Origin of the sequence: Micromonospora coriariae, assembly GCF_900091455.1 — a bacterium.
Taxonomy (GTDB): Bacteria; Actinomycetota; Actinomycetes; order Mycobacteriales; family Micromonosporaceae; genus Micromonospora; species Micromonospora coriariae.
Genome location: NZ_LT607412.1, coordinates 5,480,461 through 5,504,326 on the forward strand (window position 1 = coordinate 5,480,461; position 23,866 = coordinate 5,504,326).

Annotated in this window: 23 protein-coding genes; 19 read left to right on the forward strand and 4 right to left on the reverse strand. The window is 70.8% G+C overall.

What is annotated here, in order from left to right:
* Window positions 1-224: 224 nt before the first annotated feature.
* From GA0070607_RS25395 to GA0070607_RS25460, 14 genes are all read left to right on the forward strand, one after another.
* Window positions 225-1,748 carry a sugar ABC transporter ATP-binding protein gene (locus tag GA0070607_RS25395; protein ID WP_089020421.1) on the forward strand — a complete coding sequence of 508 codons (1,524 nt, stop codon included), beginning with the start codon at window positions 225-227 and terminating at the stop codon, window positions 1,746-1,748.
* Window positions 1,745-2,806, forward strand: a complete 1,062-nt coding sequence (locus GA0070607_RS25400) for an ABC transporter permease (protein WP_089020422.1) — start codon at window positions 1,745-1,747, stop codon at window positions 2,804-2,806. The genes GA0070607_RS25395 and GA0070607_RS25400 overlap by 4 nt, the downstream gene beginning before the upstream one ends.
* Entirely contained in the window at window positions 2,796-3,851 is a 1,056-nt protein-coding gene (locus tag GA0070607_RS25405; RefSeq protein WP_089020423.1) for an ABC transporter permease, read from the forward strand. The genes GA0070607_RS25400 and GA0070607_RS25405 overlap by 11 nt, the downstream gene beginning before the upstream one ends.
* A gap of 37 nt (window positions 3,852-3,888) precedes the next feature.
* On the forward strand, window positions 3,889-4,974 hold the full coding sequence (rhaS, locus tag GA0070607_RS25410; RefSeq protein WP_089020424.1) for a rhamnose ABC transporter substrate-binding protein: 1,086 nt from the start codon (window positions 3,889-3,891) through the stop codon (window positions 4,972-4,974).
* Between the two features lie 62 nt (window positions 4,975-5,036).
* On the forward strand, window positions 5,037-5,414 hold the full coding sequence (locus GA0070607_RS25415) for an L-rhamnose mutarotase (protein ID WP_089020425.1): 378 nt from the start codon (window positions 5,037-5,039) through the stop codon (window positions 5,412-5,414).
* Window positions 5,411-6,592: an L-rhamnose isomerase gene (rhaI, locus tag GA0070607_RS25420; RefSeq protein WP_089020426.1), complete on the forward strand. Its 1,182-nt coding sequence runs from the start codon at window positions 5,411-5,413 to the stop codon at window positions 6,590-6,592. Before GA0070607_RS25415 ends, rhaI begins: the two co-directional genes overlap by 4 nt.
* A 34-nt stretch (window positions 6,593-6,626) precedes the next feature.
* Window positions 6,627-8,660: a bifunctional aldolase/short-chain dehydrogenase gene (locus GA0070607_RS25425; RefSeq protein ID WP_089020427.1), complete on the forward strand. Its 2,034-nt coding sequence runs from the start codon at window positions 6,627-6,629 to the stop codon at window positions 8,658-8,660.
* A 27-nt stretch (window positions 8,661-8,687) separates the two neighbouring features.
* Window positions 8,688-10,130: a rhamnulokinase gene (locus GA0070607_RS25430; RefSeq protein ID WP_231930349.1), complete on the forward strand. Its 1,443-nt coding sequence runs from the start codon at window positions 8,688-8,690 to the stop codon at window positions 10,128-10,130.
* A gap of 2 nt (window positions 10,131-10,132) precedes the next feature.
* Window positions 10,133-10,909 carry a (Fe-S)-binding protein gene (locus GA0070607_RS25435; RefSeq protein WP_089020428.1) on the forward strand — a complete coding sequence of 259 codons (777 nt, stop codon included), beginning with the start codon at window positions 10,133-10,135 and terminating at the stop codon, window positions 10,907-10,909.
* Window positions 10,906-12,360 carry a lactate utilization protein B gene (locus GA0070607_RS25440; RefSeq protein ID WP_089020429.1) on the forward strand — a complete coding sequence of 485 codons (1,455 nt, stop codon included), beginning with the start codon at window positions 10,906-10,908 and terminating at the stop codon, window positions 12,358-12,360. The genes GA0070607_RS25435 and GA0070607_RS25440 overlap by 4 nt, the downstream gene beginning before the upstream one ends.
* Window positions 12,357-12,971 (forward strand): LutC/YkgG family protein, encoded by a 615-nt coding sequence (locus GA0070607_RS25445; protein ID WP_089020430.1) that lies wholly within the window; start codon window positions 12,357-12,359, stop codon window positions 12,969-12,971. Before GA0070607_RS25440 ends, GA0070607_RS25445 begins: the two co-directional genes overlap by 4 nt.
* Before the next feature lie 196 nt (window positions 12,972-13,167).
* Window positions 13,168-13,986: a basic amino acid ABC transporter substrate-binding protein gene (locus GA0070607_RS25450; RefSeq protein ID WP_089020431.1), complete on the forward strand. Its 819-nt coding sequence runs from the start codon at window positions 13,168-13,170 to the stop codon at window positions 13,984-13,986.
* Between the two features lie 76 nt (window positions 13,987-14,062).
* A complete protein-coding gene (locus tag GA0070607_RS25455; RefSeq protein ID WP_089020432.1) occupies window positions 14,063-14,857 on the forward strand; it encodes an amino acid ABC transporter permease in 795 nt (264 codons plus the stop codon).
* A gap of 5 nt (window positions 14,858-14,862) precedes the next feature.
* Window positions 14,863-15,702: an amino acid ABC transporter ATP-binding protein gene (locus GA0070607_RS25460; RefSeq protein WP_089022100.1), complete on the forward strand. Its 840-nt coding sequence runs from the start codon at window positions 14,863-14,865 to the stop codon at window positions 15,700-15,702.
* Between the two features lie 35 nt (window positions 15,703-15,737).
* Here GA0070607_RS25460 and GA0070607_RS25465 read toward each other — a convergent pair whose 3' ends face one another.
* A complete protein-coding gene (locus tag GA0070607_RS25465) occupies window positions 15,738-16,904 on the reverse strand; it encodes a D-alanyl-D-alanine carboxypeptidase family protein (RefSeq protein ID WP_172899224.1) in 1,167 nt (388 codons plus the stop codon).
* A 217-nt stretch (window positions 16,905-17,121) separates the two neighbouring features.
* On the opposite strand from GA0070607_RS25465, the gene GA0070607_RS25470 reads away from it, so the two are divergent.
* A complete protein-coding gene (locus GA0070607_RS25470; protein ID WP_089020433.1) occupies window positions 17,122-17,580 on the forward strand; it encodes a YdeI/OmpD-associated family protein in 459 nt (152 codons plus the stop codon).
* A gap of 54 nt (window positions 17,581-17,634) precedes the next feature.
* Here GA0070607_RS25470 and GA0070607_RS25475 read toward each other — a convergent pair whose 3' ends face one another.
* Entirely contained in the window at window positions 17,635-18,192 is a 558-nt protein-coding gene (locus tag GA0070607_RS25475; RefSeq protein ID WP_089020434.1) for a dihydrofolate reductase family protein, read from the reverse strand.
* Window positions 18,193-18,500: 308 nt separating this feature from the next.
* On the opposite strand from GA0070607_RS25475, the gene GA0070607_RS25480 reads away from it, so the two are divergent.
* Window positions 18,501-19,619: a low temperature requirement protein A gene (locus tag GA0070607_RS25480; RefSeq protein ID WP_157743261.1), complete on the forward strand. Its 1,119-nt coding sequence runs from the start codon at window positions 18,501-18,503 to the stop codon at window positions 19,617-19,619.
* A gap of 35 nt (window positions 19,620-19,654) precedes the next feature.
* Here the strand turns inward: GA0070607_RS25480 and GA0070607_RS25485 are convergent, their stop codons facing one another.
* Together GA0070607_RS25485 and shbA are read right to left on the reverse strand one after the other, a co-directional pair.
* The gene (locus GA0070607_RS25485; RefSeq protein ID WP_089020436.1) at window positions 19,655-20,557 is read right to left on the reverse strand and encodes an anti-sigma-D factor RsdA; all 903 of its coding nucleotides are present in this window, start codon (window positions 20,555-20,557) and stop codon (window positions 19,655-19,657) included.
* Window positions 20,554-21,126, reverse strand: a complete 573-nt coding sequence (shbA, locus tag GA0070607_RS25490; RefSeq protein WP_089020437.1) for an RNA polymerase sigma factor ShbA — start codon at window positions 21,124-21,126, stop codon at window positions 20,554-20,556. The genes GA0070607_RS25485 and shbA overlap by 4 nt, the downstream gene beginning before the upstream one ends.
* A gap of 166 nt (window positions 21,127-21,292) precedes the next feature.
* Here shbA and GA0070607_RS25495 point away from each other — a divergent pair, with 166 nt between their 5' ends.
* Genes GA0070607_RS25495 through GA0070607_RS25505 form a run of 3 tightly spaced genes read left to right on the forward strand, consistent with a single transcriptional unit; the run spans window position 21,293 to window position 23,866 of the window.
* Window positions 21,293-22,285 (forward strand): ABC transporter ATP-binding protein, encoded by a 993-nt coding sequence (locus GA0070607_RS25495; RefSeq protein WP_089020438.1) that lies wholly within the window; start codon window positions 21,293-21,295, stop codon window positions 22,283-22,285.
* 5 nt (window positions 22,286-22,290) lie between these two features.
* Window positions 22,291-23,061, forward strand: a complete 771-nt coding sequence (locus GA0070607_RS25500; protein ID WP_089020439.1) for an MlaE family ABC transporter permease — start codon at window positions 22,291-22,293, stop codon at window positions 23,059-23,061.
* A gap of 1 nt (window position 23,062) precedes the next feature.
* Complete coding sequence (locus GA0070607_RS25505; protein ID WP_089020440.1) at window positions 23,063-23,866, forward strand: MlaE family ABC transporter permease; 804 nt, start codon at window positions 23,063-23,065, stop codon at window positions 23,864-23,866.

A 23,866-nucleotide genomic window follows, 5' to 3' on the forward strand; every position in this document is an offset into this window, starting at 1 on the left:
GGACGGCCGGACCGGGTAGCTCCGGCAGTGTATAGCGGCTAAAACGTTTCATCCAGCCGGCCAGTGCCCCCGCGCGTCGCGTCGCCGACCGGCAGCGCGCGTCCGATGGGGCGCGGAGCCCGCATCCGCAACCCGGAGGAAATCATGGCGAAACCCTTGACGCTCACGAATGCCTCCCCCTACGGTCCATGCACGACTCGTGAAACGATTCAGGAGGGGATCGGATGACCGCCGACCCACCAGGTACGGACGGCGCTCCGCTGCTGGTACTCGACGGCGTGACGAAGTCCTTCGGGGCCGTCGCCGCGCTGCGTGGGGTGCACCTGGCGCTGCACGCCGGCGAGGCCCACGCCCTGGTCGGCGAGAACGGGGCGGGCAAGTCCACCCTGGTGAAGATCCTGGCCGGCGCGCACCCGCCGGACGCCGGCGAGATGACCCTGGACGGGCGACCACTGCGGGTGCGCGGTCCCGCCGACGCCCGGGCCGCCGGCATCGCGGTCATCTACCAGGAGCCGACACTCTTTCCGGATCTGTCCGTGGCGGAGAACATCTTCATGGGCCGCCAGCCGCTTCGCGGCCTGCGCCGCATCGACAGCGCGGCGATGCACCGCGATGCCGAGCGGCTGTTCCAGCGGCTCGGCGTCCGGATCGACCCGACCCGCCCCGCCCGGGGGCTCTCCATCGCCGACCAGCAGCTCGTCGAGATCGCCAAGGCGATCTCCTTCGACGCCCGCGTCCTGGTCATGGACGAGCCCACCGCCGCGCTCTCCGGTGTGGAGGTCGAGCGGCTCTTCGCGGTCGCCCGATCGCTGTGCGAACGCGGTGCGGCGGTGCTGTTCATCTCGCACCGGTTCGACGAGGTGTTCGACCTCTGCCACCGCGTCACAGTGCTGCGCGACGGCGCCTGGGTCTCCACTGATCGAGCCGCCGACCTCACCGTCAACGAGGTGGTGCGGCGCATGGTGGGCCGGGACGTCTCGTCGCTCTACCCCAAGCAGGCCGCCGAGCTGCGCGACACACTGCTCGAGGTCCGTGGGCTGACCCGGTCCGGCGTCTTCACCGACGTCTCGTTCTCGGTCCGGGGAGGGGAGATCGTCGCGCTCGCCGGGCTGGTCGGCGCCGGCCGCAGCGAGGTCGCCCGCGCGGTCTTCGGCATCGACCGCTATGACGCGGGCGAGGTGCTGGTGGCCGGACGAGGTGTCCCGGCGGGCACGCCGGGCCGGGCCATCGCCGCCGGCATGGCGCTGGTCCCCGAGGACCGGCGGCAGCAGGGCCTGGTCATGGAGCTGTCGGTGGAGCGCAACGCGACGCTGGCCCGCCGTCGGGCGCTGAGCCGACTCGGTCTCCTGCTCGGCGGCGCGGAGCGCGCCGAGGCCCGCAGTTGGACGCGGCGGTTGCAGGTGAAGGCCGCCCGGCTCAACGCCCCGGTGGCGACCCTCTCCGGCGGCAACCAGCAGAAGGTGGTGCTCGCCAAGTGGCTGGCCACCGAACCACGGATCCTGATCATCGACGAGCCCACCCGTGGCATCGACGTCGGCACCAAGTCCGAGGTGCACCGGCTGCTCTCGGAGCTGGCCGGCGAGGGACTGGCCATCCTCATGATCAGCAGCGAACTGCCCGAGGTGCTCGGCATGGCCGACCGGGTCCTGGTCATGCACGAGGGGCGACTGGTCCGCGAGCTGTCCCGGGCCGAGGCGGACGAGACCTCCATCATGTTCGCCGCCACCGGTCAAGGAGTGCCCGCATGAGCCGCACCGACACCGGCGCGCCCGAGCAGGTCGCCGGGAACGCCCCGACCGACCCCGGCCGGCAGCGCAGCGGCCTCACCGAGCGGCTGCTCGCCGTACGCGAGCTGAGCCTGCTGATCGCCCTCGGACTGCTGGTCCTGGTGACCACCGTGCGCAACGACCGGTTCCTGAGCGGCCAGAGCGTCAAGGACCTGCTGCTGGGCTGCGCGATCCTGGTGATCCTGGCGGTCGGGCAGACCCTGATCATCGTCACCCGCAACGTCGACCTCTCCGTCGGCTCGATCCTGGGTCTGGTCGCGTTCGCCACCGGCTCACTGTTCCTCACCGCGCCCGGCACCCCGTGGCCCGTGGCGCTCGCCCTGGGTGTCGCGCTGGGCGCGCTCTGCGGCGTGGTCAACGGCGGCCTGATCGCGGTGGCCCGGGTGCCCGCACTGGTCATCACCCTGGGCACCCTCTACGCCTTCCGCGGCGTCGACTACTACTGGGCGTCCGGCCGGCAGATCAACGCCGCCGACATGCCCCCGTCGTTCCTGCGGCTGGGCAACCAGACCGTGCTCGGCGTACCCGTGCTGTTCCTCGTCGCGCTGGTCGTCGTCGCCGCGGTCGGCTACTACCTGCGTTCGTACCGCAGCGGCCGTGAGCTGTACGCGATCGGCTCCGAACCGGCCGCCGCCCGGCTCTCCGGCATCCCGGTGGGCCGGCGGGTGTTCGCCGTGTTCGTCGCCAACGGCGCGCTGGCCGGCCTCGCCGGCGTGCTCTACGCGGCCCGGTTCGGCACCCTCGACGCGGCCGCCGGCACCGGCCTGGAACTCCAGGTCGTCGCCGCCGCCGTGGTCGGCGGGGTGGCGATCTTCGGCGGCAGCGGCAGCGCCTACGGCGCGGCGCTCGGGGCGGTGCTGCTGACCACGATCGGCAGCTCGCTCGCCGTCCTGCGCATCGACCCGTTCTGGCAGCAGGCCGTGGTCGGCGCGCTCATCCTCGCCGCCATCGGGCTGGACCGGCTCCTGGCCCTGCGGGTGGCGGCCCGGCTCCGAGGGAGAAGCGCCCATGGCGCATGACAGCCTGTACGCCGCACCGCCCACCGTCGAGCCCGAGCCCGGCGCGGGCCGACTCGCCACCCTGCGCGGGCTGCTCGGCTCCTGGGACGCGGTGATCGTCGGCGCCCTCGTGGTGGCGGTGCTGGTCGCCGGGCTGACCGTGGAGAACTTCGCCACCGGCCGCAACGCCCAGTTCCTGCTGCTCGACCTGGTGCCGCTGGCGCTCATCGCGCTGCCGATGACCCTGATCGTGATCACCGGGGAGATCGACCTCTCGGTGGCCAGCATGGTCGGCCTGTGCAGCACGCTGATGGGGCAGCTCTGGCTCTCCAGCGGACTGTCACTGGAGCTCATCTGCGTCCTGGTAGTGCTGCTCGGCGCGGTGCTCGGCGCGGTGAACGGCCTCTTCGTCACCGGCTTCGGCCTGCCGTCGCTGGCGGTCACCATCGGCACGCTGGCCCTCTACCGGGGGCTGTCCTTCGTGGTGCTCGGCGACCAGGCGGTCGCGGACTTTCCGGCCGACTGGACCGCCGCCGTGGTGCGGAACATCCCCGGCACGTCGATCCCGGTCGTGCTGGTCCCGCTGCTGCTGCTCGCGCTGGTCTTCGGGGTCGTGCTGCACGCCACCCCGGCCGGACGGGCGCTCTACGCCATGGGCAACAACGACCAGGCCGCCACGTTCACCGGCGTCTCGGTGGCCCGGACGAAGTTCTGGCTCTTCGTGGTCTCCGGTGCCGTGTGCGGGCTGGTCGGCATCTTCTGGACCCTGCGGTACGCCAGCGCCCGCGGCGACAACGCCACAGGTCTGGAGTTGACGGTGGTCACCGCAGTGCTGCTCGGTGGTGTCTCGATCTTCGGCGGTCGGGGTGCCCTGCTCGGTGTGCTGGCCGGCGTCCTGCTCCTCGGCGTCCTGCGCAACGCCTTGCAGCTCGCCGACGTCGACGCCAACGCGCTGACGATCGTCACCGGCACCCTGCTCATCGCATCCGTGGTGCTGCCCAACGCCGTCGCGGACATCCGCGCCCGGCTGCACCGTCGACGACAGCGGCACCCGGTCGCTTCGTGACGTCCCCCGCTCACCAACCACCCCCGGAAGGATGACGATGTCCGCATACCGCAGAGGCCTCCGTGTCGGGGCCACCGGCCTCACCCTCGCCGCACTGCTGCTCAGCGCCGCAGCGTGCGGCGGCACCACCCGGGACAACTCCGGCAACGACGCCGGTGGCGGCACCCAGGCGAGCGGCGCTGCCAATCCCGACGCCGCCATCAAGGAAGGGCTCAAGATCGCCTTTCTGCCGAAGCAGCTGAACAACCCCTACTTCACCGTCTCGGACAACGGCGGCAAGGACGCGGTCACCGAGATCAAGGGTGAGTTCAAGGAGGTCGGCCCCTCCGAGGCCAGCGCCTCCTCCCAGGTCAGCTACATCAACACCCTGTCCCAGCAGGGCATGGACGTCATCGTCACCTCGGCCAACGACCCGAACGCCATCTGCGGGGCGCTGAACCAGGCGAAGGCGGCCGGCGCGAAGATCGTCACCTTCGACTCGGACACGAAGCCGGAGTGCCGGCAGATCTTCGTCAACCAGGTCACCGCCGAGGGCATCGCGGAGAACCAGGTCAAGCTGATCTCGCAGCAGATCGGTGGCGCGGGCGAGATCGCGATCCTCTCCGCGACGGCCAACGCGACCAACCAGAACGCGTGGATCGCGCTGATGAAGGAAGAGCTGAAGAAGCCCGAGTACAGCAAGATCAAGCTGGTCACCGTGGCGTACGGCAACGACGACGACCAGAAGTCCTTCCAGGAGACCCAGGGACTGCTGCAGTCGTACCCCAACCTCAAGGGCATCATCTCGCCGACCACGGTCGGCGTCGCGGCCGCCGGGCGCTACCTCAGCGGGTCGCAGTACAAGGGCAAGGTCAAGTTGACCGGCCTGGGCACCCCGAACCAGATGCGCCAGTACGTCAAGGACGGCACCGTCGACGCGTTCGCCCTGTGGAGCCCGGCCGACCTGGGCTACCTGGCGGCGTACGCGGGCGCGGCGCTGGCCTCCGGCCAGATCACCGGCGCCGAGGGCGACAAGTTCAAGGCCGGCAAGCTCGGCGAGTTCACCGTCGGCAAGGACGGGGTTGTCATCCTCGGCCCGCCCACCGTCTTCGACAAGAGCAACATCGACCAGTTCCAGTTCTGACCGCCCTTCCGGTCGGTGCGGCGGACACTGCCGCACCGACCGGGGGAGCCGACGGGAGAACCATGCCCCGCGTCTGCTTCACCCTCCAGGTCGACCCCGACCGGCTGGACGAGTACCGCGCCCGCCACACGCGGGTCTGGCCGGAGATGCTCGCCGCCCTGGCCGAGAGCGGGTGGCACGACTACTCGCTCTTCCTGCGCGAGGACGGCCTGCTCGTGGGCTACCTGGTCACCGACGACTTCGCGGCGGCACAGGCCGCCATGCAGACCAGCGACGTCAACGCCCGCTGGCAGGCGGAGATGGCGCCCTACTTCGTCGGCCTCGACCAGGGCGCCGCCGACCAGGCCATCCGACCGCTGGCCGAGGTCTTCAACCTTGAGGCGCAACTCAGCGCAGAGCGTGAGACGCGGCTCGCCGCAGAGACGGGAGACACCCCATGACGCAGCCCGACGCGCAGACCCTCGAGCGGGTCCGGTCAGCACTGCGCGCGCAGCGCATCGAGACCCCGTCCTGGGCGTACGCCAACTCCGGCACCCGGTTCAAGGTGTTCGCGCAGGAGGGTGTGCCCCGCAACCCGTACGAGAAGGTCGCCGACGCCGCGGTGGTGCACCGGCTCACCGGCGTGGCGCCGACGGTGGCCCTGCACATCCCGTGGGACCGCGTCGACGACTACGCCGACCTGGCCGGGTACGCGACCGACCACGGGGTCGGCCTGGGCGCGATCAACGCCAACGTCTTTCAGGACAACGACTACAAGCTGGGCAGTGTCACCAACCCGGATCCGGGTGTGCGCCGCAAGGCCATCGACCACCTGCTCGAGTGCGTGGACATCATGGACCGCACCGGCTCGCGGGACCTCAAGCTCTGGTTCTCCGACGGGACCAACTACCCCGGCCAGGACGACCTCCGCGCGCGGCAGGACCGGCTCGCGGCGGCGCTGCGCGAGACGTACGACCGGCTCGGCGACGGCCAACGGCTGCTGCTGGAGTACAAGCTGTTCGAGCCGGCCTTCTACGCCACCGACGTGCCGGACTGGGGCACCGCGTACGCGCACTGCCTGGAGTTGGGCCCGAAGGCGCAGGTGGTCATCGACACCGGGCACCACGCGCCGGGCACGAACATCGAGTTCATCGTGGCGTTCCTGCTGCGCGCCGGGAAGCTCGGCGCCTTCGACTTCAACTCCCGCTTCTACGCCGACGACGACCTGATGGTCGGCTCGGCGGACCCGTTCCAGCTGTTCCGGATCATGCACGAGATCGTCCGGGGCGACGCGTTGGCGCCGGAGGCCGGCATCGCGTTCATGCTCGACCAGTGTCACAACATCGAGCCGAAGATCCCGGCCATCATCCGTTCGGTGCTCAACGTGCAGGAGGCCACGGCCAAGGCGTTGCTCGTCGACCCGGACGCGCTGGCCGAAGCGCAGCGGGCCGGCGATGTGCTCGCCGCCAACGCCGTGCTGATGGACGCGTACAACACCGACGTGCGGCCGCTGCTCGCCGAGCTTCGTACGGACCTGGGCCTGGACCCGGACCCGATGGCCGCGTACGCCCGCTCCGGCTACTTCGAGAAGATCCGCGCCGAACGAGCCGACGGCCAGCAGGCCGGCTGGGGCGCCTGACCACCACCGAACGCAGACTGGGGACGTGAGGACGATGCAAGCCGAGGTTCAGGCGCTGATCGCGCGCAGCAACCGGCTCGGTGCCGATCCGACCACCACGAACTACGCCGGGGGAAACACCTCCGCCAAGGGTGCGGACACCGATCCGGTCACCGGCCGGCCCGTCGAGCTGCTGTGGGTCAAGGGCTCCGGTGGCGACCTCGGCACGCTAACCCGGGACGGCCTGGCCGCGCTGCGGCTGGACCGGCTCCGCGCCCTCGCCGCCGTCTACCCGGGCATCGAGCGCGAGGACGAGATGGTCGGCGCGTTCGACTACTGCCTGCACGGCCGTGGCGGCGCCGCGCCATCGATCGACACCGCGATGCACGGCCTGGTCGACGCGGCGCACGTCGACCACCTGCACCCCGATGCGGGCATCGCGATCGCCGCCGCCGCCGACGGGCCCGAGCTGACCAAGGAGGTCTTCGGCGACCGGGTGCTGTGGGTTCCGTGGCGGCGGCCCGGCTTCCAGCTCGGCCTGGACATCGCCGCCGTGGCGCGGGCCAACCCGCAGGCGATCGGCGTGATCCTCGGCGGACACGGCATCACCGCGTGGGGCGCGACCAGCGACGAGTGCGAACGCAACTCGCTGGAGATCATCCGAACCGCGCAGGCCTTCCTCGACGAGCGGGGCCGAGCCGAGCCGCTCGGCCCGGTCATCAGCGGTTACCTGCCGCTGCCGCCCGACGATCGACGGCGTCGGGCGGCGGCGCTGTTCCCTGTGCTGCGGGGCCTCGCGTCCACCGACCGACCGCAGGTCGGCCACTTCACCGACAGCGAGGTGGTGCTCGACTTCGTCGCGCGGGAGAAGCACCCCGCGCTCGCGGCCCTGGGCACCTCGTGCCCGGACCACTTCCTGCGTACCAAGGTCCGCCCGATGGTGCTCGACCTGCCGCCCACCGCCCCGATCGAGGCCGTGATCGCCCGGCTCAGGGAGCTGCACACCGCCTACCGCGACGACTACCGCGCCTACTACGAGCGGCACGCCGGCCCGGACAGCCCTCCCATGCGCGGCGCCGACCCGGCCGTCGTCCTGGTGCCGGGTGTGGGCATGTTCAGCTTCGGGGCCAACAAACAGACCGCCCGGGTCGCCGGGGAGTTCTACGTCAACGCCATAAACGTGATGCGCGGCGCGGAATCCGTGTCGCGGTACGCGCCGATCGACGAGGCCGAGAAGTTCCGGATCGAGTACTGGGCCCTGGAGGAGGCGAAGCTGCGGCGCATGCCGAAGCCCAAGCCCCTCGCCACCCGGATCGCGTTCGTCACCGGCGGTGGCTCGGGCATCGGCCGGGCGATAGCGCGGCGGCTCGCCGCGGAGGGCGCCTGCGTCGTGGTCGCCGACCGGAACGCGGAGGCGGCCGCCGCCGTCGCGGCGGAGATCGGCAGCGCCGACGTGGCGGTCCCGGTTGCCGCCGACGTCAGTGACGCGGACGCCGTCGCCCGTGCTCTGCGCGACGCGGTGCTCGCCTTCGGCGGGGTGGACCTGGTGGTCAACAACGCCGGGCTGTCGCTGTCCAAGTCGCTGCTGGAGACGACCGAGGCGGACTGGGACATCCAGCACGACGTGATGGCCAAGGGCTCCTTCCTCGTCTCCCGGGAGGCCGCGCGGGTGCTGCTGGCGCAGGGGATGGGTGGCGACATCGTCTACATCTCCAGCAAGAACTCCCTGTTCGCCGGCCCCAACAACGTGGCCTACGGAGCGGCCAAGGCCGACCAGGCGCACCAGGTCCGGCTGCTCGCCGCGGAGCTGGGCGGCCACGGCATCCGGGTCAACGGCGTCAACCCGGACGGGGTGGTCCGCGGCTCGGGCATCTTCGCCGGCGGTTGGGGTGCCAAGCGGGCAGCCGTCTACGGCGTGCCGGAGGAGAAGCTCGGCGAGTTCTACGCCCAGCGCACGCTGCTCAAGCGTGAGGTGTTGCCCGAGCACGTCGCCAACGCCGTCTTCGTGCTCACCGGCGGGGAGTTGTCCCATACGACGGGGTTGCACATCCCGGTGGACGCCGGCGTCGCCGCGGCCTTCCTGCGCTGAGCACGGTTCGCCGGAAAGGAGGACGACGTGGGCAGCGGGTCCGTGCACCTCGCCGCCGTGGACCTGGGCGCCTCCAGCGGCCGGGTGATGGTCGGCCGCGTCGAGCCTGGACGCTTGGAGCTCACCGAGGCGCACCGGTTCCGCAACGATCCGGTGCGGGTGGCCGGCACCCTGCACTGGGACGTCCTGGCGCTGTACCGCGGCGTCCTGGACGGCCTGCGTGCCGCCGGCCCCGTCGCCAGCATCGGCGTCGACACCTGGGCGGTGGACTACGGGCTGCTCGACGCGACGGGCGCTCTGCTCGGCAACCCGGTGCACTACCGGGACGGCCGCACCGAGGGCGTCGGCGACCGGGTGGCCAAGCAGCTGGGCCAGGAGCGGCTGTACGCCACGACCGGGTTGCAGCACCTGCCGTTCAACACCCTCTACCAGCTCGTCGCCGCGGCCGGTACGCCTCAGCTCGACCTGGCGCACCGCCTGCTGCTGATCCCGGACCTCATCGCGTACTGGCTCACCGGCGAGATCGGCGCCGAGATCACCAACGCCTCCACCACCCAGCTGTACGACCTGCGCCGCCGAACCTGGGCGACCGACCTGATGCTCGACGCGGGAATCCGCTGCGAGCTGTTCCCGCCACTGCGAGAGCCGGGCACGCGGATCGGCCCGGTGCTGCCCGCGCTGGACCTGCCCGGAGAACCCGCAGTCGTGGCCGTGGGGTCCCACGACACCGCGTCCGCCGTGGTGGGCGTACCGGCGGCGGGTGAGCACTTCGCCTACATCTCCTGCGGCACCTGGTCGCTCGTCGGGGTCGAACTCGCGGCGCCGGTCCTCAGCGCGGCGAGCCGGCGGGCCAACTTCACAAACGAGTCCGGGGTGGACGGCACGATCCGCTACCTGCGCAACGTGATGGGTCTGTGGCCACTGCAGGAATCGCTGCGCGCCTGGGGCACCACGGACCTGCCCGCCCTGCTCCGGCAGGCGGCCGGGCAACCCGCGTTCCGCTCGGTCGTGGACCCGGACGACCCCGCGTTCCTGCCACCGGGTGACATGCCGGCGCGCATCGCCGACGCCTGCCGTCGTACCGGCGAGCCGGTGCCGGCCACCCCGGCGGCGACCGTCCGGTGCATCCTCGACAGCCTCGCGCTGGCGCACCGGCGCGCGGTCCGGCAGGCGCAACTGCTCGCCGGTCGGCACGTCGACGCGGTGCATGTCGTCGGCGGCGGAGCACGCAACGACCTGCTGTGCCAGCTCACTGCCGATGCGTGCGGTCTGCCCGTGCTCGCGGGGCCGGTGGAGGCCACCGCGCTGGGTAATGTTCTGGTGCAGGCCCGCGCCCTCGGCGTCGTCGGCGGCGACCTGGCGGCGCTGCGGGCCGTGCTGCGCGACACGCAACAGATCCTGCGGTACGAGCCACGCGCCACGCAGACGGCCTGGCGGGCCGCTGCCCGGCGCCTCGGATGGGAGGACTGAGTATGCGAATAGCCCTGTTCGTCACCTGTCTGGCCGACACCCTGTTCCCCGAGGCGGCCAAGGCGACGGTGCGGCTGCTGGAACGGCTCGGTCACGAGGTCGTCTTTCCGCAGGATCAGACCTGCTGCGGGCAGATGCACATCAACACCGGCTATCCGGATGACGCGCTGCGCCTGGTTCGCCGGCACGTACGGACCTTCGCGCCGTACGACGTGGTGGTGGCCCCGTCCGGGTCGTGCGTCGGTTCGGTGCGGCACCAGCACGCGACGGTGGCTCGGGGAGCCGGCGACGAGCGCCTGGCCAGTCGGGCCGAGGAGGTCGCCGGGCGCACGTACGAGCTGTCGGAGCTGCTCGTCGACGTGCTGGGGGTGACCGACGTGGGCGCCTTCTATCCGCACCGCGTGACGTACCACCCGACCTGCCACTCGCTGCGGATGATCCGGGTGGGGGACAAGCCGCTGCGGCTGCTGCGCCAGGTGCGCGGCCTGGACCTGGTGGAGCTGCCGCAGGCCGAGCAGTGCTGCGGCTTCGGCGGCACGTTCGCGGTGAAGAACGCGGACACGTCAACGGCGATGCTGGCCGACAAGATGCGCCACGTGTTGTCCACCGGGGCCGACGTCTGTACCGCCGGGGACGCCTCCTGCCTGATGCACATCGGCGGTGGGCTGTCCCGGCTCCGGGCCGGCGTACGCACAGTGCACCTCGCGGAGATCCTGGCCAGCACCGAGCCCGCCGGCAACGCGCCCGAGCAGGCGCAGCGGGAGGGGGTGACGGCATGAGCGAGACGTTCCTCGGCATGCCGGCCACCGCGCCACGCGGTGTGGGGCACCTGCGCGGCGACGAGCCGTTCCCGGTCGCGGCCCGGCGCAGCCTCGCCGACGCCCAACTGCGCCGCAACCTCGGCCACGCCACCGCCACGATCCGCGCGAAGTCGGCGGCGGTGATCGACGAGGTCCCCGACTGGCAGGAGCTGCGCGCGGCCGGCCGGGCCATCAAGACCGATGTGATGGCCCGCCTGCCCGAGCTGCTCGAACAACTGGAGGTGGCGGTCACCGCCGCCGGTGGCACAGTGCACTGGGCCGCCGACGCCGTCGAGGCCAACCGGATCGTCACCGACCTGGTCCGGGCCACCGGCAGCGACCGGGTCATGAAGGTCAAGTCCATGGCGACCCAGGAGATCGGCCTCAACGAGGCGCTGGAGGCCGCCGGCATCGAACCGGTGGAGACGGACCTCGCCGAGCTGATCGTCCAGCTCGGGCGGGACAAGCCCAGCCACATTCTGGTGCCGGCGATCCATCGCAACCGGGCGGAGATCCGTGAGATCTTCCTGCGCGAGATGCCCGGCGTCGACCCGGCGCTGACCGACGAGCCGGCGACCCTGGCGGCGGCGGCCCGGCGTCACCTGCGCCGCACCTTCCTCAGCACCCGGGTCGCCGTCTCCGGTGCGAACTTCGCGGTAGCCGAGACCGGCACCCTCGCGGTGGTCGAGTCGGAGGGCAACGGCCGGATGTGCCTCACCCTGCCGGACACCCTGATCACGGTGATGGGCATCGAGAAGATCATCCCCACCTGGACGGACCTCGAGGTGTTCCTGCAACTGCTGCCCCGGGCCTCCACCGGGGAGCGGATGAACCCGTACACCTCCATGTGGTCCGGTGTCGCGCCCGGCGATGGGCCGCAGGCGTTCCACCTCGTGCTGCTGGACAACGGCCGCAGTGCGGTCCTCGCCGACGAGGTCGGCCGTCAGGCGTTGCACTGCATCCGCTGCTCCGCCTGTCTGAACGTCTGTCCCGTCTACGAGCGCACCGGCGGGCACGCGTACGGCTCGGTCTACCCCGGGCCGATCGGCGCCGTGCTCTCCCCGCAGCTGACCGGCGTGGAGGACAACGCCTCCCTGCCCTTCGCCTCCTCGCTCTGCGGGGCGTGCTTCGACGCCTGCCCCGTGATGATCGACATCCCGTCGATCCTGGTGCACCTTCGTGCCCAGCACACGGCGGCGTACCGTAGCGAGCACCGCCTGCCGAGCGCGGAGGCGATCACCATGGCCGCCGCCGCGTACACCATGGACCACCCGCAGTTGTACGAGGCCGCCCAGCGCGCCGCGCGGGTCACCCGCTTCGCCGGCCGCCGCGGCGGCGGCCTACCCCCGCCGCTGTCCGGCTGGACCATCGGCCGCGACCTACCGCAGCCGCCGCCGCAGACCTTCCGGGAATGGTGGGCCCAACGATGACCTCCCGCGAGTTGATCCTCGGCCGCCTCCGCGCCGCTCTCGGCCCTACCCCGAGCGCCCCTGCCGAGGTGGCGCGGGACTACCGGCCGGCCGGCGGCGCCGTCGACCTCGACGTCCTGGTGCACCGGCTCACCGACTACCGGGCCACCGTGCACAGGTGTGCCGACGATGAGGTCGCGCAGGTCGTCGACGCCATCCTCGGCGGCCGACGCGTCGTGGTCCCCCCGGGACTGCCACGGCACTGGCTGCCCGACACCGTCCAGGTGCTGACCGACGACGATCTTCCGAGGGACCAGGTCGACGCGGCCGACGGGGTGGTCACCGCGGCGGCGGTGGCCGTCGCCGAGACCGGGACCGTCATCCTCGACGCGGGCCCGTCCCAGGGCAGAAGGGTCATCACACTCCTGCCCGACGTGCACATCTGCGTGCTCCGTACCGATCAGGTCGTCGCCGGGGTGCCGGACGCCCTCGCGCGCCTCGACCCGGGCCGCCCGCTCACCTGGATCAGCGGCCCGTCCGCCACCAGCGACATCGAACTCAACCGGGTCGAGGGCGTCCATGGCCCCCGCAACCTGCACGTCGTGATCGTTCCGGCTGACCAGTCACGGTAGGCGACCGCTCGGGCACGTCGTCCCGTTACGGGCCGGCTGTCCGGTGTACCGAGCGTGACGAGTGCCGCACTGCTCACAACGACTCGACGTGATCTAGGTACGGCTTGTCCGATCAGGTAGCGTCGCCTGTCACACCGTCTTCGCACCAACCCTGGCTGCCCGCCCGCACGGGGAGCCGAACCGGAGGGACACAGCCGTGAGGTTCCACAGCGCAGCCCGCAAGGCCGGCCTCGTCGCGGCGATCGCCGCCCTGTCGCTCAGCGCGGGATGCGCCAAGAAGGACGAGGGCCAGGTCCAGGCGAACGGGGTCAAGCTCGTCCAGGCCGGCAAGCTGACCGTCTGCACCCACCTGCCGTACCCGCCGTTCCAGTCGAAGGACGCCAGCGGCAAGGTCGTCGGGTTCGACGTCGACCTCATGGACCTGGTCGCCAAGGACCTCGGCGTCGAGCAGACGATCGTCGACACCCCGTTCGAGGGCATCAAGTCCGGCCAGGACCTCAACACGGGCAAGTGCGACGCCGCCGCCGCCGGCATGACGATCACCGGGGAACGGCAGAAGGTCATGAACTTCTCCGATCCCTACTTCGACGCCACCCAGGCGATGCTGGTCAAGACCGGCAAGCCCTACAAGTCGCTCGACGACCTCAAGGGCAAGAAGCTCGGCGTCCAGGCGGCGACCACCGGCCGTGACTACGCCCGGAAGTTCGAGAAGGAGAAGGGCCTCCAACTCGTCGAGTTCGAGGACCTCGCCGCCCTGCAGCAGGCCGTCTCCAACGGTCAGGTCGAGGCCGCCATCAACGACCTGCCGGTCTGGACCGAGTACCTCAAGGAGAACCCGGGCGGCTTCGCCGTCGCGGCCGAGTTCGACACCGGCGAGCAGTACGGGTTCTCGGTGAAGAAGGACACCAACCCGGAACTGCTCAAGAAGATCAACGAGGCGCTGACCAAGGCCAAGCAGGACGGCACGTACGACACGATCTACGAGAAGTGGATCGGCAAGCGGCCGAGCGCGTGACCGAAGCTGTTGGCAGGAGGGCGCGCGACTCGCGCGCCCTCCGTGTAGGCACCCCCCGGGAACTCAAGGAGCGAACGTGAAGCTGCGACGCCGCCAGCGAGAGCGGCTGTCCCTCTGGCTCCAGTACCTGGCCTTCATCGCCGTCATCGCCGTGGCGGTCTATGCCGCGGACTGGGGCAGGCTGAGAGCGGCGTTCTTCCGCGTCGACATCATCGAGTCGATGTTCCCGACGATCATCACCGTCGCGCTGCGCAACACGATCCTCTACACGCTGGGCGCCTTCGCCTTCGGCCTCGTGTTCGGCACGATCCTCGCGCTGATGCGGCTGTCCCGGGTCGCTCCGTACCGCTGGGTGGCGACCGCGTACATCGAGCTGTTCCGGGGTCTGCCCGCCCTGCTGGTGCTCTTCCTCGTCGGGTACGGCATCCCCATCGCCTTCCCGGAGCGGGAGATTCCCGGTGGCGTGTTCGGTTCGATCGCGATCGGTCTGGGGTTGACCGCCGCGGCGTACATGGCCGAGACCATCCGGGCCGGCATCCAGGCGGTGCCGAAGGGACAGATGGAGGCGGCGCGCACCCTCGGCATGTCGCACTTCACCGCCATGCGCACCATCGTCATTCCGCAGGCGTTCCGGATCGTCATTCCGCCGCTGACGAACGAACTGATCCTGCTCACCAAGGACTCGTCGCTCGCCTATGTGCTCGGCGTGACCGCGCAGACCATCGAGGTCACCAAGTTCGGCCGGGACATGCTGAACGACCGGGTCAACGCCACCCCGCTGCTGGTGGCCGGCCTCGCCTACCTGGCCATCACCCTGCCCCTGTCCCAGGTGGTACGACGCCTCGAACTCCGCTACGCCAAGGCTCGGTGACCCGCATGACGACTCCCCAACCCCGGCCCGCCGTCGAGATCCGCGATCTGCACAAGTCGTTCGGGCCGCTCGAAGTGCTCAAGGGCATCGACTTCGAGGTCGACCACGGCGAGGTGGTCTGCGTCATCGGGCCGTCCGGGTCCGGCAAGTCGACGCTGCTGCGCTGCGTCAACCTGCTGGAGGAGCCGACCGCCGGCAAGATCTGGGTCAACGGCGTCGAGGTGACCGACCCGGACGTCGAGATCGACACCGTACGCCGCGGCATCGGCATGGTCTTCCAGTCGTTCAACCTCTTCCCGCACCTGACCGTGCTGGACAACCTCACCATCGCCCAACGTCGGGTGCTCCGCCGCGGCCGCGGCGAGGCCGAGCGGATCGCGCGGGACAACCTCGAGCGGGTCGGCCTGACCGACAAGGCCGCAGCGTTCCCGGCCCAGCTCTCCGGCGGGCAGCAGCAGCGCGCGGCGATCGCCCGGTCGCTGTCGATGGAGCCCAAGCTGATGCTCTTCGACGAGCCGACCTCCGCCCTCGACCCGGAACTGGTCGGCGACGTGCTCACCGTCATGCGCAAGCTGGCCGAGGACGGCATGACGATGCTGGTGGTCACCCACGAGATGGCGTTCGCCCGGGACGTCGCCGACCGGGTCGTGTTCATGGATGGCGGCGTGGTGGTCGAGCAGGGCCCGCCGCGGGAGGTCCTCGGCGCGCCGCAGCACGAACGCACCCGCTCGTTCCTCTCCCGGGTCCTCGACCCGACCCATGTCGCGCAGCTCGGTCAGCCCGACCAGGCCCCGGAGCCCCCGGAGCCGCCGCACCTGCCGGCCGACGACCGCCACAACCTGTGACCGCCGTTCCGTCGACAACCGGCGGTGCCCGATTCCTACCGCCTGCCGGCTTCCTGTCGCGCACCTCTGCGCCGCCACGGGGCCGCCAGGAACAGGACGGCCAGCACGACGGCAGCGCCGAGACCGAGCCCGGTGTGCAGCGGGATTGAGGATTCACCGGTCGGGGCGGGGCGCTCGCCCTTGACGGGGACGACGGGGCTGTCGTGCTTCTTCTCCTCGGGTGTGACGAGGCGGCCGACGGAGGCGTCGCGGGGCAGGGCGTAGCCCCAGTTGAGCAGCGCCGCGGCCTCGCCCAGGCTCCCCAGCGGCGCGGTCTCCGCTCCGAGTAGGGTCACCGCGAGCCGTCGACCGTCGCGTTCGGCCACACCGACGTACGTCTGCCGAGCCAGGTCGGTGAAGCCCGTCTTCCCCCCGAGCGTCCCCGGATAGCGGCCCAGCAGCGTGTTGTCGTGAGTGATGGCGAATGCCGGGTTTCCCGGCCCTGCCGGTATCTGCGCCACCGTCGTCGCTATGTACCGCCGGAAGTCCTCCCTGGCGAAGGTGGCCCGTGCGATCAGCGCGAGGTCGTACGCGCTGGTGTACTGGCCGGGGCCGTCCAGGCCCGAGGGCGTTGCGGCGTGGGTCTGGTTCGCGCGCAGCCGACGCGCCTCGTCGTTCATCGCCTCGACCCCGCCCGGCCTGCCCGCACTGCCGCCGCCGAGCCGAGCCAGCACGTTGGCCGCGTCGTTTCCCGACTTGAGCAGCAACCCCAGCCACAGGCTCTCGATGGAGTACCGGCCACCCGCGACCACGCCCATCAGCGAACTGGCCGGATCGAGATCGCGCAGATCGGCCCTGGTCACCTCGACCATCTGGCTCGGATCCAGGCGGGGCATCAGCGATGCCGCCAGCAGCAGCTTCTGCACGCTCGCCGGCGTTCGGCGCTCGTGCGGGCCGCATCCGCCCAGGACCTCACCACTGTTGAGGTCCGCCACGAGCCATGACGTGGCCGTCACTGCCGGCGCCATCGGTGCTCCCACGGGGATGGCCAGGCCTGCCGTCGCCAGCGCCTGCCCGCCGACCGCCCGGTCGGTGGGGTCGACCGGCGGCGGGGACGGCATGGCGGGCGGTGGAGTCGGCGGCTTCACGGCCGGGCACGGCACGTACGGCGCGGCTGAGGCCCGCACTGGTAGTGGAATCGCCACAGCGGGCATGACCAGCATCGCGCTGAGCGTCACGGCGGCAAACCGAAAGTCGGTCACGTCAACGAACGTAATCGTCAGCGGGCTTGACGCCGGTCGAATTGGCGAAAGCACGCCGGGTCGTCGCGTTCGGGCAGCCTGTCTGCGCCATTAGCGTCCGCGATGACCCGTCTCTGTGTCTTTTCGCGAGTGCAGCGGTTGGCGAACATCTTCCCCGCGTGGGTCTACTGTCCTCGCCATGAGATTTCGTACGACGCTGTTCCTCGGCGGCAGGACGGCCACCGGCATGACAGTGCCGGCGGAGATTGTGCAGGCCCTCGGTTCCGGCAAGAAACCGCAGGTCACGGTTACCATCAACGGCTACACCTACCGGAGCACTGTGGCCGTCTACGGCGGGCAGTTCATGCTCCCCGTCGCCGCCGAGGTGCGTGCCGGTGCGGGTATCGCCGCGGGAGATGAGATCGACGTCGACCTGGAGCTGGACACCGCGCCGCGAGTGGTCGACGTTCCGGCGGATCTGGCCGTTGCGCTCGACGCGGAGCCGGGCGCCAGGCGGCAGTTCGAGGCGCTGTCGTACTCGAACAAACGCCAGCACGTGCTTTCGGTCGAAGGTGCGAAGACCCCGGAGACCCGGCAACGACGGGTGGCCAAGGTCGTCGCGGCGCTGCTCGACCTGGCAGCGGGGCGCGGCGGGTGAGCGCAAGGAAAACGCCGCGCTGCCGGTGAGCCGGCGGCGATGGACTCCTGTGATTCAGCGCGCGCGGCGGTAGTGCATGGCCACCGCGCCGTTGCGGAGCGGCTCCGCTGAGAGCAGCTCGAGCTGGCGCGTGCCAGGCAGCCCGCCCTGGTGCAGCGTCGGGCCGTGGCCGGCGATCCTGGGATGGACGAGCATCTTGTACTCGTCGATCAGGTCCATCCGGTCGAGCTCGGTCGCGAGCTTGCCGCTTCCGAGGAGGACACCGGCCGGGGTCTCGTCCTTGAGCTTCTGCACGCCCTCGCGCAGATCACCGGCGATGTGGTGGCTGTTGGCCCACGGGAAGTCCTTGCGCGTCGACGACACCACGTACTTGGGTTTGGCCTCCAGCTTGACCGCCCACTCGCGCATGGCCGGCGGCGCCTCCTCGCCGCCGCGGGCGACGGCCGGCCAGTAGCTCTCCATCATCTCGTAGGTGACGCGACCCCAGAGCATTGCCCCGCCCTCGTCCATGAGACGGGTGAAGAAGGCGTGCGTCTCGTCGTCGGCGATCCCCTCCTGATGGTCGACGCAACCGTCCAGGGTGACGTTGAGGCTGAAGATGAGCGGTCCCATGGCCGGCGAGTCTAACGCCACTACGGCGTCGGCCCAGGCGGGCGACGCGTCAGCGAACTCGCGGGCTGGCCGACGAATGCGTTACGGCCGACGAGCCGACCCGGACCTGCGGCGGGGTGGAAGGGAGTCCATGGGCCCGCTCGTCGCCCGGATGTGGAGTGAGGCCGGTCAAGGCCGGGCGGCAGCGCATCCACATCCACCAGCGCCTGTCGCGTGGTACGACTGCTCGACAGACAGAAGCGGCGGAAACGGGTTGATCGATGACAAGTGGGGCAGGCCGGCTGCGGCGGAGACCCGAGAAACCGAAGGTGACAGGCCTGGAACTGTTGTTCGACGTGGTGTTCGTTCTCGCGCTCGCACAGCTGTCGACTCTGCTGGAGGAGGATACGAGCTGGACCGGCGCCGTCCAGACGCTGATCTTGCTGCTTCCCCTGTCGGTCGTCTGGGCCGTTACCGCAGAGGAATGCGATAAGTACGACCCGCAACAACTGCCGATACAGCTGCTGGTCCTCGGAGCCCTTCTCGGCACACTGGTGATGGCCGCCGCGGCGCCTGAAGCGTTCGGCGAACGGGGCCTTTACTTCGCCGGCGCGTACCTCGCCATCCAGCTCGGTGCCTCCGGCATCCTCGTGCATCTGCTGCGTGGCGGCGAGATGCAGCGCTCCGAGGCGCGGGAGGCCTTCTGGTTCGGCGTGTCCGCGGTGCCGTGGATCGTCGGCGCGATCATGCATGGTTGGGCCCGTGCGGTGCTGTGGGCGCTGGCGTTGGCCGTGGAATACCTGGCTGCCGTTCTCCGCCTACCCACACCAGGGCTTGGCCGCGGGCGAGCGACGGAGTTCGGGTACTCCGGTGAGCACCTCGCCGACCGGTGCCGGCAATTCTTCACCATCGCGCTCGGCGAGCTGATCCTCGTGACCGGGCTGACGCTCGACCAGAGCGGGTTTCGGGTTGCGACCTTTGCAGCGGTATTGGCAGCGTTCGCCACCACTGTGCTGCTATGGCGCGTCTACTTCTACAGTGCCGGGGAACAGCAATCGAAGGCCCTCGCAGAAGCCTCCGGACCGGTTCACGGACGCCCAGTGGTTTTCGCCCATCCGATCCTGGTCGCCGCCGTCATTGCAATTTCGATCAGCTACAAGTTCGTGATTTCGCATCCGCTCGGACGCACACCGCCGGCCTGGGTCGCCCTCATCGTCGGCGGACCCGCATTGTTCCTCGCCGGGCGCGGCTTCTTGGAGTACGCCGTCTTCCGCCGAGTGTCCTGGGATCGGCCGATCGCAATCCTCGTGCTCGTCGTCATCTCACCGGCGATGATCCTGGTGCCGCCGGTCGGGGCCGCCAGCGCCGCTGCCCTCGTCCTGGCCGGGGTCGCCTTGGTCGACACCGCACGTGGGCCACGACGCGGCCAGCCGGCAGGAGCCGGCTAGTGCTAGTCCGAGGTGCGGTTGTGCTGCGCGCGCGGTCAGCCGAGCAGGTCGCCGGTCGGCAGTGGCAGTACGGGTAGCGACGGCAACACCGACGGCAGCGGCACCGGCGGGAGCGGCACCGACGGGAGCGGCACCGACGGCAGCGGCAGTCGGGGCAGCGTCGGGTTGGCGCCGGATGTCGGCGAGTCCGTCGGCGCGGGGCGCGCTGGCGCTGGTGCCGTCCTGCCCGGTGTCGCGGCGCCGGAGGGCTCGGGGGCGGCGGCCGTCGACACGCCGGGCGACGGCGTCGGGGCCAACGGGGACACCTCGCAGCGGGGCCAGCCCGGGCAACCGAGCGCGGCCAGGTCCCGTAGGACGGCGTCGATGTCGGCGCGCAGGCGGGTGGCGTCGGCCGGATCGGTGACCCGTCCCAGGTCGCGCTGGGCCTGGTCGATCAGCTCCCGGGCCTCGTCGTACCGTCCCGCCGCGACGGCCGCGCGGGCACGGGCGGTGCTGTGTTCGACGCCGAGCACCTCCGCCCGCTCGGGATGGAGCACCTTGGTGAGTGACCACAGGGGACTGGTCGGCCCGGCGTCGTGGCTGGCGACTCCCAATCCCGTCGCCAGCATGAGCACGGCGACCACGGCGGCGGCAAACCCCAGGGCTCGCCGCACGGACGGTTGCCACCGGGGCGGGCCGGGAACGGGGGAGGTGGGGGCGCCGGCCCGGAGCGTGCCCGACCGACCGTCCGGAGGCGGCGGGACGACGTGGGCGGGGCCGTCGACCACGGTGTCCGCCTGGTCGGCGGTGACGTCGGCACGCCAGGCGGCCAACATCGCCGTGAGGCCGTCGGCGTCGGCCTCCTGCTCGCCGCGGCCGAGCGCGTCGAGGAGCAGGTCGTCACTGTGGATCGCGGCGAGGTCCACCTCCTCGCCACCGTCCGGCCGGGGCTCGCTCATGCCGCCACCTCGTCAAGTCCGTCGCCGGCAAGAGTACGGAGCCGAGCCAGGGCGCGGGACTGGGCCACCCGTACCGCCGGCGCCGACATTCCGAGGATCGAGCCGACCTCCTCGGCGGTGAGGCCGACCGCCACGCGGAGGGTGATGATCTCCCGCTGGACGTCGGGGAGGCGGTGCAGCAGCACCGAGAGTCGTCGGGCCAGATCGGTGGCGACGGCCTGCTGCTCCGGCCCGGGGGCGGTGTCCACCTGCTCCAGGTCGGCGTCGGTGACGGCGGCGTCGCGGACCGCCGCGCGCTGGGCGTCGGCCACCTTGTTCGCCGCTATGGCGTAGACGAACGCGGAGAACGGCCGGCCCTGGTCGCGATAGCGGGGAAGGGCCTTGAACACCGCCAGGCAGACCTCCTGGGCGACGTCGTCGGCCGTGGTGTACGCGCCGCCGACGCGGCCCAGTCGGGCCCGGCAGTAGCGGACCAGCCCCGGCCGGACGCTGGTGAGCAGGGCAGCGACCGCCGCCTGATCGCCGTGGGCGGCCAGGTGGACGAGCTCTGGCTCGATCGCTGTGGTCATGGGGGACGCGAGGCACCTTCGTTACCGGCGGGTTAACCGCACGCTATCGAGACGCACGCCACTTTGCCTAGTTGACGGTCGGTGCTGGCGACGTAGCGCAAAGAAGTTGTTACGCCCGGCCGGGCCGCCGCGATGTCTCAGGTAGCGACCCGAGAAGGGAGGGTGGATGGGCGTCGAGGTGGCGGTGCGGGGGCTGACGAAGTCCTTCGGTGGCCAGCCGGTCTGGTCGGACGTGAGCCTGACCCTGCCGGCCGGCGAGATATCCGTGCTGCTCGGCCCGTCCGGCACCGGCAAGTCGGTGTTCCTCAAGACGCTGGTGGGGCTGCTCCGCCCCGATGCCGGGTCGATCTGGATCGAGGGCAAGGATCTGCCCCGGCTCTCCGAGCGGGCGCTGTACGAGGTGCGCAAGCTGTTCGGGGTGCTGTTCCAGGACGGCGCGCTGTTCGGCTCGATGACGATCTACGACAACGTCGCCTTCCCGCTGCGGGAGCACACCCGCAAATCCGAGTCCCAGATCCGCGAGGTGGTCACCGAAAAGCTCGACATGGTCGGCCTGGTCGGTGCCGAACAGAAACTGCCGGGGGAGATTTCCGGTGGGATGCGCAAGCGAGCCGGCCTGGCCCGCGCCCTCGTGCTCGACCCGCGCATAGTCCTCTTCGACGAGCCCGACTCCGGGCTGGACCCGGTGCGCACCGCGTACCTGAACCAGCTGATCATCGACCTCAACCAGCGGACCGGGGCGACCTTTCTGATCGTCACGCACGACATCAACACCGCGCGTACGGTGCCGGACAACATCGGCCTGATCTACCACGGGCATCTGGCCATGTTCGGGTCGCGGGAGATGCTGCTGTCCAGCACCGAGCCGGTGGTGCGGCAGTTCCTCAACGCCCAGCGCTTCGGACCGATCGGCATGGCCGAGGAGAAGGACGCCGAGGAGCTGCAAGCCGAGGCGGACGCCGGTGTGGAGCTGCCACCGCTGCCACCCATTCCGCTGCAACTGCCGCCGTCGGACGGACTGCCGCGCGCCGCCGAGCGGCCGCCGGGGCAGTGGTGCCGGGAGCACGGCGTCACGCCGCCCTCCGGCTCGTTCGCCGGGCCGGCCGACAGCGGTGTGCCCACTTCGGGTGGTCCGCCGCCCGGGAACGGGCGGAGGTGACTCCGATGAGCGGACCCGTCACCGCCATACGCCACACCGGTGAGTTCTTCGCGTTCTGCCTGGACACCCTGCGCGGCCTCGGCCGGCGACCGGTGCAGGTCCGCGAGTTCGTCCAGCAGGCCTGGTTCATCAGCTCGGTGTCGATCCTGCCCGCCGCGCTCGTCTCCATCCCCTTCGGCGCGGTCATCGCGTTGCAGCTCGGCTCACTGGTCCGCCAGCTCGGCGCGCAGTCGTTCACCGGAGCGGCGTCGGTGCTCGCGGTGGTCCGCGAGGCCGGGCCGATCGTCACCGCGCTGATCATCGCCGGCGCCGGTGGCTCGGCGATCTGCGCCGACCTCGGCTCCCGGAAGATCCGGGAGGAGCTCGACGCGATGCAGGTGTTGGGCATCGACCCCGTCCACCGCCTCGTGGTGCCCCGCGTGCTCGCCTCGATGCTGGTCGCCGTGCTGCTCAACGGACTGGTCAGCGTGGTCGGGGTGACCGGTGGCTACCTGTTCAACGTGGTCCTGCAGGGCGGCACGCCCGGCGCGTACCTGGCCAGCTTCCAGGCCCTGGGGCAACTGCCCGACCTGCTGGTGGGAGAGGTCAAGGCGCTGCTGTTCGGCGCTGCCGCCGCGCTGGTCGCCTCGTACAAGGGGATGACCGCCAAGGGCGGCCCCAAGGGGGTCGGCGATGCGGTCAACCAGAGCGTGGTGATCACCTTCATGCTGCTGTTCGCGCTGAACTTCATCGTCACGGCCGTGTACTTCCAGGTCGTACCGCAGAAGGGAAGCTGACGTGCCGGCGCTGCGCCAGCTCGACAATCTGGGCGGACAGCTCGCCTTCTACCTGCGGGCGATCGCCTGGGCGCCGCGCACCGTGCGCCGCTACAAGCGCGAGGTGATCCGGCTGCTGGCGGAGGTGAGCTTCGGCTCCGGCGCGCTCGCCGTGCTCGGGGGCACCGTCGGTGTCATCTGCTTCCTGACGTTCTTCACCGGCACCGAGGTCGGGCTCCAGGGCTACCAGGCGCTCAACCAGCTGGGCAGCAGCGCCTTCACCGGTTTCGTCTCGGCGTACTTCAACACGCGTGAGATCTCCCCACTGGTCGCGGCGCTGGCCCTGTCGGCCACCGTGGGCTGCGGGTTCACCGCCCAACTCGGGGCGATGCGAATCTCCGAGGAGGTGGACGCCCTCGAGGTGATGGGGGTGCCATCGCTGCCGTTCCTGGTCACCACCCGCATGATCGCCGGATTCATCGCGGTCATCCCGCTGTACGTGGTGGGGCTGCTCGCCAGCTACCTGGCCACCCGCACCATCGCCGTCTTCTACTTCGGACAGTCGGCCGGGACGTACGACTACTACTTCCACCTGTTCCTGCCGCCGCAGGACGTGCTCTGGTCCTTCGGCAAGGTGCTGGTGTTCAGCGTGATCGTGGTGCTGGTGCACTGCTACTACGGCTACACCGCCAGCGGTGGGCCCGCCGGCGTCGGCGTCGCGGTCGGACGGGCCGTGCGGCTCGCCATCGTCGCGGTCAACATCGTCGACTTCTTCCTGTCGCTGGCCATCTGGGGCGCCACCACCACCGTCCGGATCGCGGGGTGA

What these genes read in the sequence shown, in the direction of transcription:
- rhaI (WP_089020426.1), top strand. Translation starts at nt 5,411, where the DNA reads ATGACGCAGCCCGACGCGCAGACCCTCGAGCGGGTCCGGTCAGCACTG.
- GA0070607_RS25460 (WP_089022100.1), top strand. Translation starts at nt 14,863, where the DNA reads ATGACGACTCCCCAACCCCGGCCCGCCGTCGAGATCCGCGATCTGCAC.
- GA0070607_RS25400 (WP_089020422.1), top strand. Translation starts at nt 1,745, where the DNA reads ATGAGCCGCACCGACACCGGCGCGCCCGAGCAGGTCGCCGGGAACGCC.
- GA0070607_RS25500 (WP_089020439.1), top strand. Translation starts at nt 22,291, where the DNA reads ATGAGCGGACCCGTCACCGCCATACGCCACACCGGTGAGTTCTTCGCG.
- GA0070607_RS25445 (WP_089020430.1), top strand. Translation starts at nt 12,357, where the DNA reads ATGACCTCCCGCGAGTTGATCCTCGGCCGCCTCCGCGCCGCTCTCGGC.
- GA0070607_RS25435 (WP_089020428.1), top strand. Translation starts at nt 10,133, where the DNA reads ATGCGAATAGCCCTGTTCGTCACCTGTCTGGCCGACACCCTGTTCCCC.
- GA0070607_RS25470 (WP_089020433.1), top strand. Translation starts at nt 17,122, where the DNA reads ATGAGATTTCGTACGACGCTGTTCCTCGGCGGCAGGACGGCCACCGGC.
- GA0070607_RS25465 (WP_172899224.1), bottom strand. Translation starts at nt 16,904, where the DNA reads ATGCTGGTCATGCCCGCTGTGGCGATTCCACTACCAGTGCGGGCCTCA.
- GA0070607_RS25485 (WP_089020436.1), bottom strand. Translation starts at nt 20,557, where the DNA reads ATGAGCGAGCCCCGGCCGGACGGTGGCGAGGAGGTGGACCTCGCCGCG.
- GA0070607_RS25395 (WP_089020421.1), top strand. Translation starts at nt 225, where the DNA reads ATGACCGCCGACCCACCAGGTACGGACGGCGCTCCGCTGCTGGTACTC.
- rhaS (WP_089020424.1), top strand. Translation starts at nt 3,889, where the DNA reads ATGTCCGCATACCGCAGAGGCCTCCGTGTCGGGGCCACCGGCCTCACC.
- GA0070607_RS25475 (WP_089020434.1), bottom strand. Translation starts at nt 18,192, where the DNA reads ATGGGACCGCTCATCTTCAGCCTCAACGTCACCCTGGACGGTTGCGTC.
- GA0070607_RS25425 (WP_089020427.1), top strand. Translation starts at nt 6,627, where the DNA reads ATGCAAGCCGAGGTTCAGGCGCTGATCGCGCGCAGCAACCGGCTCGGT.
- GA0070607_RS25495 (WP_089020438.1), top strand. Translation starts at nt 21,293, where the DNA reads ATGGGCGTCGAGGTGGCGGTGCGGGGGCTGACGAAGTCCTTCGGTGGC.
- GA0070607_RS25415 (WP_089020425.1), top strand. Translation starts at nt 5,037, where the DNA reads ATGCCCCGCGTCTGCTTCACCCTCCAGGTCGACCCCGACCGGCTGGAC.
- GA0070607_RS25405 (WP_089020423.1), top strand. Translation starts at nt 2,796, where the DNA reads ATGGCGCATGACAGCCTGTACGCCGCACCGCCCACCGTCGAGCCCGAG.
- GA0070607_RS25440 (WP_089020429.1), top strand. Translation starts at nt 10,906, where the DNA reads ATGAGCGAGACGTTCCTCGGCATGCCGGCCACCGCGCCACGCGGTGTG.
- shbA (WP_089020437.1), bottom strand. Translation starts at nt 21,126, where the DNA reads ATGACCACAGCGATCGAGCCAGAGCTCGTCCACCTGGCCGCCCACGGC.